This window comes from Rhodococcus sp. NPDC080181 (assembly GCF_040702225.1).
In the GTDB taxonomy this organism is placed as follows: Bacteria; Actinomycetota; Actinomycetes; order Mycobacteriales; family Mycobacteriaceae; genus Rhodococcoides; species Rhodococcoides fascians.
Genome location: NZ_JBFBKN010000001.1, coordinates 341,495 through 357,308 on the forward strand (window position 1 = coordinate 341,495; position 15,814 = coordinate 357,308).

Consider the following 15,814-nt stretch of genomic DNA (forward strand, 5'->3'; position numbering starts at 1 on the left):
GCTAGCTGCATCGCCCGGCCGCAGCGGATTCAGCCCTCGCCACCGTTAAGCTGGCCCACGTGACCTTCACTCCCGCACTGTGGCGTCCCGTTCCCGGCTTCGAAGATCTGACCGACATCACCTATCACCGCCACGTGTCCGACGCGACCGTGCGGGTGGCGTTCGATCGTCCCGAGATTCGCAACGCTTTTCGGCCGCACACCGTCGACGAGCTGTACCGCGCGCTAGAACACGCACGCGTGAGTTCGGACGTGGGAACGGTGCTGCTCACCGGCAACGGGCCGAGCAGCAAGGACGGCGGCTGGGCGTTCTGTTCCGGTGGCGATCAGCGTATTCGCGGACGAAGTGGCTACCAGTATGCGGACGGTGAAACGGCCGAGACGGTCGACAAGGCGCGCGCGGGCCGTCTGCACATTCTCGAAGTGCAGCGGCTGATCCGCTTCATGCCGAAGGTCGTCATCTGCCTCGTCAACGGGTGGGCAGCGGGTGGCGGTCACAGCTTGCACGTGGTGTGCGATCTGACGCTCGCGAGCCGCGAGCACGCTCGCTTCAAGCAGACCGACGCCGACGTGGGCAGCTTCGACGGTGGTTACGGCAGTGCGTACCTGGCCAAGATGGTCGGCCAGAAGTTCGCCCGAGAAATCTTCTTCCTCGGCGAGACGTACTCGGCCGAGGAAATGCACCGCATGGGCGCGGTGAACAAGGTGGTCGATCACGCCGAACTCGAGAACACCGCCATCGAGTGGGCCGCGAAGATCAACGCCAAGTCGCCGCAGGCGCAGCGGATGCTCAAGTACGCGTTCAACCTGCAGGACGACGGTCTCGTCGGCCAGCAGTTGTTCGCCGGTGAAGCCACCCGGCTGGCGTACATGACCGACGAGGCCGTCGAGGGACGCGATGCGTTCCTGGAGAAGCGCGAGCCCGACTGGTCGCCGTTTCCTCGATATTTCTGACGCTTCGTGACCCCGAACTCGCATCACCGCGATCGCGGTACTGCCGCGGGTGCTCTGTGGGCCTGGTTCACGCAGCCGTACGACTACCGCTGGATGGCGGACTTCCAGAACTCGCGGCCCACCGGAAAACTCATCCGATGGGTGATGGCGATCCTGACGCTGAACTACGGCGCTCTGGCGGTGGTGGCCCTCTTCTCCGACGGTGCCACGCGGAACGCCGCGGCGATCGGCTGGAAGGCATTCCTGGTCGTCATGGCGGTGGCGGTCGCGGCCGCGTGGATCGTCAAGCCGTTCCCGGGTCGTCTCGGGGTGGTGGCATTCGCGGTGTTCGCCGATCTGGGCACCGCGTCGTCGATCCTCGTCAACCCGATCGCCGACGCGATCCTGACGTGCGCGTTGTTCGCCGTCATCGGCACGTTCTGCACGTTCTTCGTCAGTCCACGGTGGCTGGTGGCTCACCTGATCTTCTCGGTGGCGTGCACCGTCGCTGCCGCGGCGGCGACGTACCGCACCGGCGACGTGGACGTCGCGTCACTGATCTTCCGGACCGACGTGGTGTTGCTCGCGATCGCCGGGGTGCCGCTCACCTCGCATCTGTTGGTCACCGTATTGACCGACGACGCCCGTAGTTCATTGCTCGACCCGCTCACCGGGTTGCTGAATCGACGCGGACTCGAATCGGTGATCCACTACGTCTGGTTGCTCGGCCGCGAGGAGGATCGCTGCTCGGCCGTCGTGGTCGTGGACATCGACCGATTCAAAGCCGTCAACGACGACTACGGGCACGAGGAGGGAGACGCCGTCATCGTTCGCGTCGCCGAGCGTCTGGGCGCACACATGGGTAGATACGGCGTGATCGCACGCACCGGCGGCGAGGAATACCTCGCGGTGGTCTCGACGTCGCGCCTGCACATCGATGCGTTGATCCATGGTGTTCGACGAGCCATGCGCGATCCCGACGACGGCGTCGCCGTGACGGTCAGTGTGGGGGCAGCCATCCTGCACGCGAGTTCACCCCTGTGGGAGCAGAACGTCGACCTCGTGACGCGGGCGATGCGGGTGGCGGACTCGATGATGTACGAGGCCAAGGCAGCCGGCGGAAACCGGATCGTCACGACGGTGCTGTGACGCCACTGATCCGGGTCGTTCCGCAGGCTCCACTCTCGCTGTGACCATCCTGCAGCAGTCATGGTCGGTTGCGTGATATCCATGCGTGGTGGACATCCTCGCTGCACGTACCATCCTGCGCCCGGTCGACTACCGGAAGACCCTCGAGTTCTATCGAGACGGCCTGTCTCTTGCGGTGTGCCGTGAATATCCCGGCGGCACGGTGCTGTTCGCAGGCCAAGGGTTGATCGAGATCGCAGCGCACGGTGGCACCGAGGAGCCGGGATCGTTCTCCGGGGCACTGTGGCTACAGGTTCGCGACATCGATTCTGCCACAGCGGAATTGGAGCAGGCCGGCATTGCGATCGTGCGGGCGGCGACCACCGAACCCTGGGGGCTCATCGAGATGTGGATCGAGGATCCCGACGGAATCCCCATCGTGCTGGTGCAAATTCCGCAGGACCACCCACTACGCCGGGATACTCGCTAGCCACCCGAGACGGTTCGCAGTACCGCGGACGCCGATTGCGGCCTCGACCACAGATATCCCTGCGCCAGAGTGCATCCGAGATCGAGAGCGGTGTCGGCCTGAGCTCGACTTTCGATCCCCTCGACGATCATCGTCAGCTCCAGATCCTTGGCGACCGAGGCCAACGACTTGATCATCGCCCGACCGGCCACGGTGTCGATGAACCGCGTCAGATGTCCGTCGATCTTGATGCCATCCGGTTGCAACGTCACCAAGCGTTCGAGAGACGACCAGCCGGAGCCGAAGTCGTCGAGCAGGACGCGGAAACCCAGCCGGTGCACGTCGTCGATGTGCTTGCGCAGCAACGGCCCTGGCGTCACCGACGAGGTCTCGGTGAGTTCGAGCGAAATGGATTTCGGCGACACCTCGGTCGACGCGATCGCGCGTTCGAGTTGGCCGACGCCGTCCGGATGCGCCAGATGACGTCCGGAAATGTTGACGGTCAGCCGCAGGTCCGGTCGGTGTACGTGCCACTTCTTCATCTGCGCGGCCGCCTGCGCGAGCACGCTCAGATCCACGTCGATGATCAATTCGCTCGCCTCGGCGAACGGCACGAAGTCCGCGGGCACCACCAGACCCCGAGTGGGATGGTGCCAGCGCGCCAATGCCTCGAAGCCGACGATCTCCTCTGTCCGTAGGTCCACGATCGACTGGAACCACGGGACGATGTGACCGTCGGCGAGGGAGTCGGCGATGTCGTTGTCGCTGCCGAGTCGGGTGGATCCCGAGCCGACCCGCCGATGCAGATCGAGCTGCTCTTCGAGGACGGACGCGAACTGTTCGAGCTCCTGCATCTGGTCGTTGGAGAGGGGCCTCGAAGTGCGGTCGAGCAGACACAGAGTGCCGATCACCAGACCTTCTCGTCCGCGAAGCGGAACCGAGGCATAGGACTCGATGCCGTTCTCGTCGAGCAGCGCGCGTTGCCGGGTGGTCGCATCGACCCGGCCGTGGGCGACGACCGCAGGCACTCCCGTGCGCACCACGTCGTCACACAGGGTGTCGGCCCGCACCACGGTGGACATCGGCGGACCACCGATGTTGACCAATGTGTACTGGGTGTCCTCGTCCAACACGTTCAGCTGGGCGATGGCGAATCCGACACTGCGTGCCGCGAATTCGACGGTGGAGCGCAACGCGGGTGTGGTTGCTTCCAGATCGAGGTAGCGGCGAGCCGAGTCGCTCTGCCGCCGGGACTGGGAGCGTGCGGTGTCGTGCACCTCACCGTCCACCAGCATCTCCTCGCAGCCGACATCCGGGCACGCTCTCGACCCGGGTGGAACCGAGTTTAACCGTGCACGAACAGCAGACCGCAGGCAAACCCCATCTCGAGCTCGTCACAATGCCGGGAAGCGCGTGTGCAGGAGCCGATGACGCAACACAGCCGCAGCCACCCGTGCGCCTTCGTCGGTTGCGACGCGGTTGTCGGCCGAGCGGAACGCTCCGAGAGCGTCGAGTTCTGCGATCAACGTGTCCGCCAGAGTCTCGGCGTGCTCCGACTCCGGCTCCTCCCCCGCATGGGTCCATCCCTCCGCACGCAACAGTCGAGCCGAATCGTCGGCCGTCGCCTGCGCGTCGGCGATGTCGTTGCCCAGGATCATCCGGGCCAGGAGAACCTCAGCAGCGATCGAGTCGGGGTGGTAGTCGCTGCCGACGATTCCCCCGGTGAGCACGCGCCACAATCCGTCCGAGCTCAGCTGCCGGGTGCGCGTCGTCGGAACCAGCCTGCCTGCGGATCGACGCATCAACCGAAGTCGCATCACCAGACGCCGGAGAGCGAGAACCTTGTCGGTATCGAGTTCGCGTCCGACGAACTGCGGACGCTCGGCTACCGGAAAGACAGTGCGAGCAATCCGCGCCACCAGATCGTCCGGCAGATACCCGGCATCGGTCAGCGCCACGCCGTCGCCGATGCACCCGATGAAGCTCTCGAGTCTGCGCACGCACCCGTACACCGGCTCGACCGCCTCGTGCAGCGCCTCGCGCAACCCCAGGTACAGCTCGGCTCGTGGAGCGCTGTAACTGCTCCACAGTTCGATGCGGTGGTCGAGAAGTTGTTCGAGCAGAACGTCGTCCGTGCCGTTCTTGCCCTGCTCCGAGGTCAGCACCGCGTCGGTCACGCCGCGGCGACGCGTCGCCCGTGCGGTGACTCCCAGCGGCCTGCCACCGGGCTTCGACGGCTCGAACTCACCGGCAATGGTCGCCACTTCGAGTGTCTCACCGATCTTTTCGACGATGGCCCGCTCGACCCCGGTCGGAGCGTCCTGCCACGTCACCAACTCGGTGTCGACTGCTCCGATACCGGATTTCTCGGTGGCGACGCGGTACTGCTGCAGCCAGATCGCATCGTCGGTGGCACGTACGAGCTCGTCCGTCACGCCGCTGCGTGCGATCTCCGCATACGCGACGCGTCCCAGCCGCTCGAGCAGATCCCCGAGCGCACGGGCGATGTCGACGGCCCGATCGGGGCCCTCGGCCGCGTGGCGCAGATAGATCCACAGAAATGTCTGTACGGAATGCTGTGTCGGCCCCGCAGGCGGCGACACCGCGGCCAGTCCGTCCCACCCGAGCCGGGCGTCGGCGGCAAGAGCCGGATCGACGGAATCGAAGTACGACAGGGCGGCCGACACCGCATCATCCATACCCGATCCCTTCACGTCGTCCACTGTTCCACAATGCTTCGACCGCAGGAGACCACCGCCGTGCGCTACGCCACAGGCGAAGTGGACATATAAGGCAAAAAGGTGAACTGAAGGTGAACTGGAGACGACTTCGCGGCACCCGAGAAGAACACTTCGCAAGAAATTTCCGCGAATGGCCGTTCGTGTCCCACACTTTCCACCGTGAGCGCTGAATTTCTCGTACTTCTCGTGGTGGTCGTGACGGCCCTGGCCTTCGACTTCACCAACGGTTTCCACGACACCGCCAACGCCATGGCGACGTCGATCGCAACGGGGGCATTGAAGCCCAAGGTCGCGGTCACCCTGTCTGCCGTCCTCAACCTGGTCGGCGCCTTCCTGTCCGTAGAGGTCGCAGCCACCGTCGCGAAGGGGATCGTCAATCTCGGCGACACCGGCGGCCAGGCCCTGCTGACCATCATCTTCGCCGGCCTCGTCGGCGGCATCCTGTGGAACCTCGCCACCTGGCTGCTCGGCATCCCGTCGAGCAGCTCGCACGCACTGTTCGGCGGCCTCATCGGTGCCACCATGGCGGGCCTGGGAACCAGCGGCGTCGTGTGGGACGGGGTGTGGAGCAAGATCGTGTTGCCCGCCGTGCTGGCCCCCATCGTCGCCGGCCTCGTCGCCACCGTCGGTACCTGGATCATCTACCGCATCACCAACACAGTTCCCGAGAAGTCCAAGGAGCGCGGATTCCGTTGGGGCCAGATCGGTTCGGCCTCACTCGTCTCGCTCGCCCACGGCACCAACGACGCCCAGAAGACGATGGGCGTGATCTTCCTGGCGCTCGTCGCCTACGGGACCGTCTCGCCGGACGCCGAGATGCCCCTGTGGGTCAAGGTCACGTGCGCCCTCGCCATCGCATTGGGCACCTACCTCGGCGGCTGGCGCGTCATCCGCACCCTCGGTAAGGGCCTCGTCGAGATCGCATCCCCGCAGGGCATGGCAGCCGAGTCCTCTTCTGCGGCAATCATTCTGACGTCGAGCCACCTCGGCCTCCCGCTCTCGACCACGCAGGTCGCGACCGGCTCGATCCTCGGATCGGGACTCGGCAAGCCCGGTGCCGCCGTGCGCTGGAACGTCGCAGGACGCATGGCCGTCGCCTGGGTCATCACCTTGCCGCTCGCCGGTGTGGTCGGCGCCGCATGCTGGCTGCTCGCCCACACGATCGGCGGTCTGCCCGGCATCCTCGTGGTCTTCGCCATCCTCGTCGCCCTGGCCACCGTCATGTACATCCGCTCGCGCCGCGAACCCGTCGATCCGGACAACGTGAACGCCGAATGGGACGGCGGACTCGTTCCTGCCGCCGCCGAAACCGACTCCCCCGCGAAGGTCTGAACATCATGGAAACCCTGAAGCACACACTCGATTCGCTCTGGCAGGTTGTTCTCGTCGGCCTGCTGCTCGGTGCCGGACTGCCCGCGATCTTCGCTTTCGGACTCAAGGCACTCTCGGTCGGTGAGCCCTCGGACGAGGCCACTGCCTCGGGCACCACACGCGTGGCCCGACCCGCAGTCGCCACCGCCGCGGCCGTCCTCTGTTTCGCAGTGGTCGTCGTCGCGATCGTGGCCGGAATCCTCTTCATCATGAAGAACTTCCTCGACAGCACATTCGGCATCTCCGTCTTCTGACACACCCGAGAAGGGGTACAGCTCTCATGACCGACTCCACCAGGACCGCATTCCCGGCCTCGGTGCTCGAATGGCTCCGAGCCGGATACCCCGAGGGCGTTCCGCCCAAGGACCGATTCCCGCTCGTCGCCCTTCTGCGCCGCGCCGCACTCACCGACGCTCAGGTGCAAGAGATCGTTCTCGAACTCGTCTCTCCCGCCAACGGTGCACTCGACGACGGTGCCATTTCGACCGAGGAGATCGCGACGTACATCCGCGACCAGATCGACGCCGAGCCGACGGCCGAGGACATCTCCCGTGTCTCGGCACGACTGGCCGCCGGTGGCTGGCCGCTCGCGGATCCGGCTGCCCTGTAAGACCATGGCGGTCCCGTCGTTTCTCCACTCGATCGTCGAGTGGCTCCGCGGTGGGTATCCCGACGGGGTACCCGAAGCGGATTACGTTCCCCTCCTTGCCCTTCTGAATCGGCGACTGTCCGACGACGAAGTGCAGTCGGTGATGGATGCCCTCATCGCCGACGGCCAGCTACCTGCCGACAAGGCCGGAATTTCCGTCACCATCACCAAGGTCACCAACGAGCTGCCTAGAGAAGAGGACGTCAACCGGGTGCGCGCGAACCTCGCCGCCGGGGGTTGGCCTCTGGCCGACCCGTTCACGATCCGGCGCAAGGACTAATCTCGCCAGTGTGCTCGAGAGCGTTCCCATTCCAGCAGGCTCGGCCGCGGCAGACATCCTGCCGCGGCTGAGCCGTCTGCTGGCCGGCGACGGCCCGGCCGTCCTCCCCGTCCCCGCCGACGATCCACGGGAGATCCGTCGCCTGCACGACGCGTTGGCCCCCGGAACCCCCATCGACGACGACGTCGCATTGGTCGTCGCGACATCCGGGACGACGGGAATTCCCAAGGGTGCCATGCTGTCTGCGTCCGCACTGGTCGCGTCGGCGACGGCAACCGAGGAGCGCCTCGGCGGCCCCGGCTCGTGGCTGCTGGCTCTGCCAGCACACCACATCGCCGGGATGCAGGTGTTGCTGCGCAGCGTGCTCGCCGGCACGTCGCCGGTGATCATGGACGTCTCTGCCGGCTTCGACCCGGCCGCCTTGATCGAGGCCGTGGGACGGATGTCGGGTCCGCAGCGCTACACCTCCCTGGTGCCCGGCCAGTTGATCAAAGCACTCGAGAACCCCGAGGCCACTGCAGCACTGGCATCGCTGGACGCCGTGTTGCTCGGCGGCGCTGCCACGCCGATTCCGTTGCGCGAAAGAGCCATTGCCGCGGGCGTTCGATTGGTACGCACCTACGGCATGAGCGAAACCGCGGGCGGCTGCGTGTACGACGGAGTTCCGTTGCACAGCACCGTCGTTCGGATCGACGACGGACGAGTGGTTCTGGGCGGGCGGACTCTGGCCTCGGGCTATCGCGGATTACCCGATCACCCGGCGTTCGCCGAGCCAGGATGGTTCCGCACGGACGACGCAGGCACGATGATCGACGGAGTGCTGAGCATCACCGGTCGACTCGACGAGGCCATCTCGACGGGCGGCTTGACCGTCGTACCGCAGGTGGTCGAAGCCGCGCTGGCAACGCATCCCGCTGTCCGCGAGTGCGCTGTCGTCGGATTGCCGGATGAGCGCCTCGGCCAGAAAGTGGTGGTAGCAGTGGTTGCCTCTGCGCCGGTGACGTTGGCGGAGTTGCGCTCTCACGTCGAGCAGTCGCTCGATGCCACCGCCGCACCGCGGGAGCTGTTCCTCGTCGACGCACTGCCGACGCGGGGTCCGGGCAAACTGGACCGCGCGGGATTGCGAGCCGCGTTGGCAGCGCGGTGAGAGCACCCGGCGCGCGTATCCGTCAGAAGACGATTCGACCGTCCTCGAGTTGCACCACTTCGTCGGCCGCGGCCAACACCTCTGGATCGTGAGACACACACGCAACGGCAACTCCGCGCATCGTCTCCTCACGCATGACGGCTCGAATCCGTTGTCCACTAGCGGCGTCGAGACCTGTCGTGGGTTCGTCGAGCAACAGGAGATCGGCCCGGCGGGCCACACCCTGCGCCAGTAGGGTGCGCTGACGCTGCCCTCCGGACAGGTCGGCGAACGGCATGCCGGTCAGTTCCGCGATGTCGAGGCGCTCGAGGGCGTCGCGCACCGATGCCCGAGCCTCGGTGTTCATCGGACGCCACCGGCCGAGGCGTCCCCACGCACCCACTGCCACGACGTCCCATACGGTCAACGGCAACCGATCCGGCACAGCAGCGCGCTGCGGTACGAATGCAATTGCGCGAGTTGCGCTTCGGGTCCCGCCCGTCAGTGGCCGGGTGCCGGCGACCACCTCGAGCAACGTGGACTTGCCGGCACCGTTCGGCCCTGCGATGGCCGTGAGCCGACCGGGTAGCAGGTCCAGATCGACGCCTGCGAGTGCCGTGTGGCCGGAGAACTCGACGCGGACGCCCCGGAGGCGAGCGGACTCGGACGACGCGCTGACAGCTGAGGTGTTCACATTGCCACTATACGATTTTGAATATCGTTATCAATCTCATTAAGCTCCCGAATGTGCCATTTCAGACAATCGACGCGCTGTTCGAGCCGTTCGACCTCGGTTTCGTACAACGCGCCCTGTTCGGCGGAGCCCTGGTCGCCGTGCTGTGCGGGGTGGTCGGAACGTGGGTGGTGATCCGCGGCATGGCGTTTTTGGGTGAGGCGCTCGCACACGGAATGCTGCCCGGTGTCGCTCTCGCGACCGTTCTCGGAGTTCCGGTGATGATCGGCGGCGCACTGAGCGCGGTCGCCATGAGCCTCGGGATCACCGCGCTGCAACGCCGCGGAACACTGTCCTACGACACGAGCATCGGGATGTTGTTCGTGTCCATGTTGGCGCTCGGCGTCATCGTCATCTCCCACTCGGGGAGCTTCGCCACCGACGCCACGTCCATACTGTTCGGCGACATTCTTGCCATCTCGCACACGGACCTCTATCTCCTGGCAGGAGCGGCCGCACTCGGAGTCACCGTCGCGGCGCTGTTTCATCGACCGCTGGTCGCCGTTGCGCTGGACCCCCGAATTGCCTCGGTGCTGGGGCTCGGGCCGCGCTCGGCCCAGGCAGTTCTCGTCGCACTCGTGACGCTGGCAGTCGTCGCGTCGTACCAAGCCGTCGGCTCGCTGCTGGTCGTCGGACTGTTGCTCGCCCCTGCCGTCGCCGCCGGGCAGTGGACCACCCGCATTCCCACTCGAATGCTGGTGGCGGCCGTCCTCGGCGTGCTGTCCGTGTTCGGCGGCCTACTGATCTCCTGGCACGCGGCCACCGCCGCCGGTGCCTCCGTGGCGGCGACCGCGATCGCGGTGTCCGGCCTGTCGTACGCGATACGCAGTGCCGTCACCGCCATCCGTCCTCGCCCCACTTCACCCGAAAGGAACACGTGCGCACCCGCATCCTGACCACCACAATCGCCGTCGGTGCCCTCGTTCTCGCATCGACGGCCTGTTCCTCGGAGACGAACGTGCCACGCACAGACGAACCCGCAGGCGAAGGCCACGGGGCAATAGCCGGTGCCGCCGAACTCGCCGAACCGCGGCTCGGGCTCACGTCCGTGGACCCGACGGGGCGGGTGTCCCATCTCGATCTGCTCGACGACACCGTCACCGATCTCGGGACCATCGGAGCCCCGCAGGCTCTGCACACCGACGGCCGCTACCTGTTCGTGCAGACCGACGCGGGCGTCGAGATCGTCGACAGCGGGGTCTGGACCTGGGACCACGTCGACCATTTTCACTACTACCGCAGTGAGCCTCGGCTGGTCGGCACGGTCGGCGGCTCAGGCACGGCAACCGTTGCCACATCCAACCTTTCGACCTCGGGAGGTACCGGACTGTTCTTTGCCGACTCCGGCGAGGCTGTGCTGCTCGACACCGAGGCCCTGTCGAAAGGCACAGTCGTGGAACGATTCCGAAAGGTCACCACGCCCGGTGCCGGAATGGTCGTTCCCGTCGGCACTTTCGCGCTCGTGACCGAGGGATCCGGTCCGTCGACCTCGGTCGTCGGGTACACCGCCGACGGCGAACGCACCGGGCCGGTCGAGCCGTGCCCGCAGGCCCGCGGCACGATCACCACCAGGGTCGGTGCCGTGATCGGGTGCGCAGACGGCGCACTGCTCGCCTCGGCCACCGGTGACGAATTGGCGGTCGAGAGAATCCCCTACCCGGCCGGCGCTACCGCCGCGGCAGCGACGTCGTTCGACAACCGCGAGGGCCGCCCCACGGTCGCAGGTTCTGCCGGTGCAGAGGGCATTTGGATGCTGGATACCCGCGAACGGTCGTGGTCCCTACTCCCGGCACCGGCACCCCTGGTGCACGTCACCGCCGTGGACGATGCGGACGAGCACGTGCTGGCCCTCACCGAGGATGGCCGAGTCCTGATACTCGACGGCAACAACGGTGCAATTCTGGCCGAAACCGAACCGCTGGTGGCCGAATCACTCGAGGCCGGCGCGTCCCCGACTCTCGTCGCCGACGATCAGCGCGCCTATCTCAGCGCCCCGACCGAACGACGGCTGTACGAAATCGACTACGCCGACGGTGCCCGCATAGCGCGGACCTTCGACACCGCGACCGAACCGGCCTTCACCGCGGAGACCGGACGATGACGAGCGGACGCGTCGGCCGTTTCTCATCGGCAGTGGCGGTGGCCGCAGCAATCGGACTGTGCCTGAGCGGCTGCTCCGCCGACGGTGACGACCGCCCGGTGGTGATCGTGTCGACGAACATCCTCGGCGACGTCGTGCAGCAGCTCGTCGGCGACGAGGCAGACGTGGTGACGCTGATGAAGCCGAACGCCGACCCGCATTCCTTCGAGATCTCGGCGCAGGAAGGTGCCCGCCTACGCACGGCAGACCTGATCGTCTCCAATGGTCTCGGCCTCGAGGAAGGTCTACAGCAACACCTCGACGAGGCAACGGCGGAGAACGTGCCCACCTTCGTCGCGGGCGACGCCATCGACGTCCTCGAGTACACGGAAGGGGACGCCGCAGGCAGTCCCGATTCGCACTTCTGGACCGATCCCGCGCGCATGACAGCCGTCGTCGACGCCCTCGAGCCGGCGCTCGCCGAGCTGGACGGTGTCGATTCTGCCGAAATCAGCGACCGCACAGCAGGTTACCGGCTGCAGTTGAAGGGGCTCGACGACGACATGAGCGCCACCTTCGCTGCGATCCCGGATCAGCGCCGCGCACTCGTCACCAATCACCATGTATTCGGTTATCTCGCAAACCGTTTCGATTTCACGGTGATCGGGGCAGCCATTCCCGGCGGCACCACCCTGGCGGCACCGTCTGCTTCCGATCTGGCCGAACTCGTCGGAGCCATCGAAAAGACCTGTGTTCCTGCGATATTCGCGGAATCGTCATCTCCGGATCGTCTCGTCCAGGCCTTGGCGAGTGAGGCCGACATTCGCGTCACTGTGATCGAACTGTTCACCGAATCCCTCACCGCACCCGACGGCGGTGCCCCCGACTACCTCACCATGATGCGCGTCAACACCGAGCGCATCTCCGATGGACTCACCAGCTGACCGATTCGTCACACAGAAAAGGAACAATCATGCGTATCAACGATTTTCGAAGGGCGAGCGTCACCGCGCTCGCCCTCGGTGCGGTAGCGACCCTGGCGGCCTGCTCCTCCGGCACCACCCCCGCCGCCGAATCCACATCGATTGCGGCCGGGCCACGGGTCGCAGTGTCCTACGAAGGCGGCCTTCGGGTGCTCGACGCCGAGACGTTCGAGACCGTCGCTGATTTCGACTCCGAGGAGTACACGCGCCTCAACCTCGCCGGCGACGACCGCAACGTCATGGTCACCACGAGCGAGGGCTTCCGTGTGCTCGACACCGCGGCCGGGACGACCGAGCAACCGCAACTGACCGACACCGTCTTCGAAGCCGAGAAGCCCGGTCACGTCGTACGACACGGCGGCAAGACCATCCTGTACGCCGACGGCACCAGCGACACCACGATCTTCGACACCGCAGCGCTCGAATCCGCAGACGGGCTCCCGGAGACCGAGAGCATCCCCGGTGTCGACGCGCACCACGGCGTCTCGATCGTCCTCGAAGACGGCACGTTTCTCACCACGGTCGGGAACTCGAACGGCCGCACCGGCATCGAGGTTCGTGACGCATCGGGAGCGGTCGTCGCCAAAAACGATCAGTGCCCCGGCGTCCACGGAGAGGGAACAGCGGAAGGCGAGATCGTCGTCTTCGGTTGCGAGAACGGCGCTCTGATCTACGACAAGGGCCAGATAACCAAGCTCGACGCTCCGGACCAGCCCTACGGACGGACGGGCAACGCGTATGTGAGCGAGACCAGCCCCCTCATCGTCGGAGACTACAAGGACGACCCGGACGCAGAGGGCTCACTCCTGCACGCGGTCACCGTCATCGACCCCGCGGCCAAGACCCTCGACGTCGTGAAGCTCCCCGACGGTGCCGAATACACCTGGCGCGGAGTCGCCCGAGGCCCCGGCGACCTGGCCTACATCATCGGATCGGACGGCGCAGTCCACGTATTCGACCCGACGACAAAGACATTCACCGCCTCGTACCCCGTCATCGACGCCTGGGAAGGTCCCGCGAAATACCAGGACGCCCACCCCGGCATCTCCATCGCGGGTGACACCGCCTACGTCACCGAACCGGCCGGCAACAGCATCCACGCCGTCGACCTCACCTCCGGAAACGTCACCGAGAGCAAGCAACTCGATGTCACGCCCAACGAATTCGTCGTCGTGACTGCCTGACCCTGCAACCGGGGACGCAGAAATCCACTCTGCGTCCCCGGGTTCGGCTACCCCGTCCGATCCGGCGGACCGTCGACCACAGGTGTGCCTTGGTGATGCACCAGTTCCCATCCATCGGAGGTGCGTCGCCAGATCGACGATCGACGGGCTCGACGTCCCGACCGTCGTGACGTCCACTGCACCAGAACGACACCCACGTCCAGTATCCGTCCGGAGAGATCGTGGACCTCGATGATGCCGTCGTCCGCACTTTCTCCGCCCAACAGCTCGAGTATCGACTGCTTGGTCCACACCACCCCCGATGCTCCGATCTCGACGAAATCGTCCGCGAGCAGCGCCACGAATCTGCTTCTGTCAGCCCGAGTCTCGGCCCGCTGCAGCTGCCGCTCCAGCTCCAACACCTGGCCGACCTCGTCGTTCTCCGGCACCGATGTCAACCCGCCATTTTCTCGTACAGCCGCTCGACGTCGGCGTCGGACCATCCCGCCGGTTCGAGAATGTCGGCCCACATGCGCACTGCGTCGGCTCCGTAGCTGTGGCCGTGCCCGTCGTCGACGTCGGTGGAGAACACCTGGTCGAAGGTCAATTGCCAGAACGTCACGAACGGGAACCACTGCACTCCCGGATCGACGTCGGTGCCGCGGGGTTCCCGCAGCCAGTCGGGCCTGCCGAGGATCAGATCGGGTGACCACCACACGATCGGGTCGGATGCGTGCTGCCAGTAAACGATTCGCGGCTCTTCCCACGGACCACCGATGTCGAGATCCCCGGACGAACTCGCGAATCGCACGTGCTCTCCGCCGTCGATGACAGGCAGGATCTCGCGGGAACCGGCGTCGCGTCCGCTCGTGATACGCGCCCACTGAGGCGTGAAATTGGGGTTGCCGACCCACAGAGCGCCGTCGATACGAGCGATCATGTCCTGCGCACCGCTGAATGCATCCTGCCCGCCGTAGGCACCGAGGCTCTCGCCGAACAACACCAACTTGGGTCGTGAATCTTCCGGGAGTTCGCTCCACACCGCGTAGATCGCCTCGAAGAGGGCTCGTCCGGCATCCTGCGGGGTCTGCCGGTCGGCCAGAAATGCCATCGGGCTCGGCAGGAACGAGTACTGCATCGACGCAATCGCCGAATTTCCGTCGTACAGATACTCGAGAGGGCCGGCGACGGATTCGTTGACCCAGCCACGTCCGGTGGTGGTCGCGACACCGAGCACGGCCCGTGAGAATGCGCCGGTAAGTTCGAGTTCGGCCACCACCCGCTCTGCCACACCCTCGACCGTTTCGGCCGACTCGACACCGGCGTACACGCGGATCGGTTGCACTGCAGGCCTTCCGGTGAAGTCACTGATCTCGTCGGGCGATGCCCCGGAGACCACGAAGCGTCGCCCCTCCTGCCCCAGCGAATCCCAGTCCTCGTTCGACGCATCGGACCCCGACAGTTCTGCTGCATCAGGCTTTTCCACACCCTCGTGGTTGCCGCGGTCGGCGGTCGACGCCGACTTCTCCGCGCCGGCCACGATCCCCCGGATCAGGGCACCATTGACGGCGAACACCACCAGCAGGGCAACCACGATCACGCTGGCGATCCTCGCCAACGGCCTCGGTACGTACTGCTTCGCCCATCGCGTCAGTGCCCGAGTCGCTCTGCGCAGCAGGCGGGCGAGAGCAAGCACCGCCACCGCTACCACCAACGAGAGCACCAGCACCGCGATGTACAGGGGTCTGCCGGGGTCCTCCACACCGACCAGCCTGCGGACGATCTGCTGCCACCACGATCCCAAGATCAGGAACAGCGGAATCACCACCACCGCAGCCGCGGCCAACGCCCACCACCCACGTCGACGCCACTGCTCCGACCAGTTCGGTGACACTCCGCAGCGCCGGACCACCCAGGCAACGAGGCACCCCACGCCGTACCCGATCGCGACGCTGATCCCCGTGGCCACCGCCTGCAGGTACCACACACGAGGTAGCAGAGACGGAGTCATCGACAGCGCGAAGAACACCAGAGCGAAGAAGATCCCCACCGGATGTAGTGCGCGACAGTACCGATCCGCTCGCGAATCCCGCCAATACGAACGTATCGAGGCCGACCGCCGTGTGGTCACCCATAGATCGTATTGGCCCGCCGACTGG

General features: G+C 66.0%; 17 protein-coding genes. 12 read left to right on the forward strand and 5 right to left on the reverse strand.

Annotation, left to right across the window (positions count from 1 at the left end):
* Positions 1–59: 59 nt before the first annotated feature.
* From AB0O58_RS01635 to AB0O58_RS01645, 3 genes are all read left to right on the forward strand, one after another.
* A complete protein-coding gene (locus AB0O58_RS01635; protein ID WP_027498299.1) occupies positions 60–953 on the forward strand; it encodes a 1,4-dihydroxy-2-naphthoyl-CoA synthase in 894 nt (297 codons plus the stop codon).
* A 6-nt stretch (positions 954–959) separates the two neighbouring features.
* Complete coding sequence (locus AB0O58_RS01640) at positions 960–2,081, forward strand: GGDEF domain-containing protein (protein ID WP_366237767.1); 1,122 nt, start codon at positions 960–962, stop codon at positions 2,079–2,081.
* Between the two features lie 88 nt (positions 2,082–2,169).
* Positions 2,170–2,550: a VOC family protein gene (locus tag AB0O58_RS01645; RefSeq protein WP_027498301.1), complete on the forward strand. Its 381-nt coding sequence runs from the start codon at positions 2,170–2,172 to the stop codon at positions 2,548–2,550.
* Here the strand turns inward: AB0O58_RS01645 and AB0O58_RS01650 are convergent.
* Together AB0O58_RS01650 and AB0O58_RS01655 are read right to left on the reverse strand one after the other, a co-directional pair.
* Positions 2,547–3,818, reverse strand: coding sequence for an EAL domain-containing protein (locus AB0O58_RS01650; RefSeq protein ID WP_366237768.1), 1,272 nt, complete (start codon positions 3,816–3,818; stop codon positions 2,547–2,549). The two genes, AB0O58_RS01645 and AB0O58_RS01650, sit on opposite strands and share 4 nt — an antisense overlap.
* A gap of 105 nt (positions 3,819–3,923) precedes the next feature.
* Positions 3,924–5,252, reverse strand: a complete 1,329-nt coding sequence (locus AB0O58_RS01655) for a hypothetical protein (protein ID WP_236254182.1) — start codon at positions 5,250–5,252, stop codon at positions 3,924–3,926.
* Between the two features lie 177 nt (positions 5,253–5,429).
* On the opposite strand from AB0O58_RS01655, the gene AB0O58_RS01660 reads away from it, so the two are divergent.
* From AB0O58_RS01660 to menE, 5 genes are read left to right on the forward strand one after another with little or no spacing between them, the layout of a single operon-like run.
* Positions 5,430–6,602: an inorganic phosphate transporter gene (locus AB0O58_RS01660; RefSeq protein ID WP_283550776.1), complete on the forward strand. Its 1,173-nt coding sequence runs from the start codon at positions 5,430–5,432 to the stop codon at positions 6,600–6,602.
* 5 nt (positions 6,603–6,607) lie between these two features.
* Positions 6,608–6,895, forward strand: coding sequence for a hypothetical protein (locus AB0O58_RS01665; protein ID WP_027498305.1), 288 nt, complete (start codon positions 6,608–6,610; stop codon positions 6,893–6,895).
* Positions 6,896–6,921: 26 nt separating this feature from the next.
* Positions 6,922–7,251 (forward strand): DUF3349 domain-containing protein, encoded by a 330-nt coding sequence (locus AB0O58_RS01670; RefSeq protein WP_204879290.1) that lies wholly within the window; start codon positions 6,922–6,924, stop codon positions 7,249–7,251.
* A 4-nt stretch (positions 7,252–7,255) separates the two neighbouring features.
* Entirely contained in the window at positions 7,256–7,570 is a 315-nt protein-coding gene (locus AB0O58_RS01675) for a DUF3349 domain-containing protein (RefSeq protein ID WP_027498307.1), read from the forward strand.
* Between the two features lie 10 nt (positions 7,571–7,580).
* Positions 7,581–8,717, forward strand: coding sequence for an o-succinylbenzoate--CoA ligase (gene menE, locus AB0O58_RS01680; protein ID WP_283541856.1), 1,137 nt, complete (start codon positions 7,581–7,583; stop codon positions 8,715–8,717).
* A gap of 22 nt (positions 8,718–8,739) precedes the next feature.
* Here the strand turns inward: menE and aztA are convergent, their stop codons facing one another.
* Positions 8,740–9,390, reverse strand: a complete 651-nt coding sequence (gene aztA / locus AB0O58_RS01685) for a zinc ABC transporter ATP-binding protein AztA (RefSeq protein ID WP_283550777.1) — start codon at positions 9,388–9,390, stop codon at positions 8,740–8,742.
* Positions 9,391–9,443: 53 nt separating this feature from the next.
* On the opposite strand from aztA, the gene aztB reads away from it, so the two are divergent.
* Genes aztB through aztD form a run of 4 tightly spaced genes read left to right on the forward strand, consistent with a single transcriptional unit; the run spans position 9,444 to position 13,676 of the window.
* Positions 9,444–10,325 (forward strand): zinc ABC transporter permease AztB, encoded by an 882-nt coding sequence (gene aztB / locus AB0O58_RS01690; protein WP_218828723.1) that lies wholly within the window; start codon positions 9,444–9,446, stop codon positions 10,323–10,325.
* Positions 10,307–11,530, forward strand: a complete 1,224-nt coding sequence (locus tag AB0O58_RS01695) for an ABC transporter (RefSeq protein WP_094622726.1) — start codon at positions 10,307–10,309, stop codon at positions 11,528–11,530. Before aztB ends, AB0O58_RS01695 begins: the two co-directional genes overlap by 19 nt.
* Entirely contained in the window at positions 11,527–12,453 is a 927-nt protein-coding gene (aztC, locus tag AB0O58_RS01700) for a zinc ABC transporter substrate-binding protein AztC (protein ID WP_366237769.1), read from the forward strand. The genes AB0O58_RS01695 and aztC overlap by 4 nt, the downstream gene beginning before the upstream one ends.
* 29 nt (positions 12,454–12,482) lie before the next feature.
* On the forward strand, positions 12,483–13,676 hold the full coding sequence (gene aztD, locus AB0O58_RS01705; protein ID WP_179274505.1) for a zinc metallochaperone AztD: 1,194 nt from the start codon (positions 12,483–12,485) through the stop codon (positions 13,674–13,676).
* Between the two features lie 47 nt (positions 13,677–13,723).
* On the opposite strand, the gene AB0O58_RS01710 is transcribed toward aztD, so the two are convergent.
* Both AB0O58_RS01710 and AB0O58_RS01715 read right to left on the reverse strand, forming a co-directional pair.
* Positions 13,724–14,104 (reverse strand): DUF4440 domain-containing protein, encoded by a 381-nt coding sequence (locus AB0O58_RS01710; protein ID WP_032365236.1) that lies wholly within the window; start codon positions 14,102–14,104, stop codon positions 13,724–13,726.
* 5 nt (positions 14,105–14,109) lie between these two features.
* Entirely contained in the window at positions 14,110–15,786 is a 1,677-nt protein-coding gene (locus tag AB0O58_RS01715) for an alpha/beta hydrolase (RefSeq protein WP_287452817.1), read from the reverse strand.
* Between the last annotated feature and the right edge of the window lie 28 nt (positions 15,787–15,814).

Excerpts from the sequence above, each read along its gene's own strand:
- AB0O58_RS01665 (WP_027498305.1), top strand. The coding sequence starts at position 6,608 with ATGGAAACCCTGAAGCACACACTCGATTCGCTCTGGCAGGTTGTTCTC.
- AB0O58_RS01670 (WP_204879290.1), top strand. The coding sequence starts at position 6,922 with ATGACCGACTCCACCAGGACCGCATTCCCGGCCTCGGTGCTCGAATGG.
- AB0O58_RS01675 (WP_027498307.1), top strand. The coding sequence starts at position 7,256 with ATGGCGGTCCCGTCGTTTCTCCACTCGATCGTCGAGTGGCTCCGCGGT.
- aztC (WP_366237769.1), top strand. The coding sequence starts at position 11,527 with ATGACGAGCGGACGCGTCGGCCGTTTCTCATCGGCAGTGGCGGTGGCC.
- aztD (WP_179274505.1), top strand. The coding sequence starts at position 12,483 with ATGCGTATCAACGATTTTCGAAGGGCGAGCGTCACCGCGCTCGCCCTC.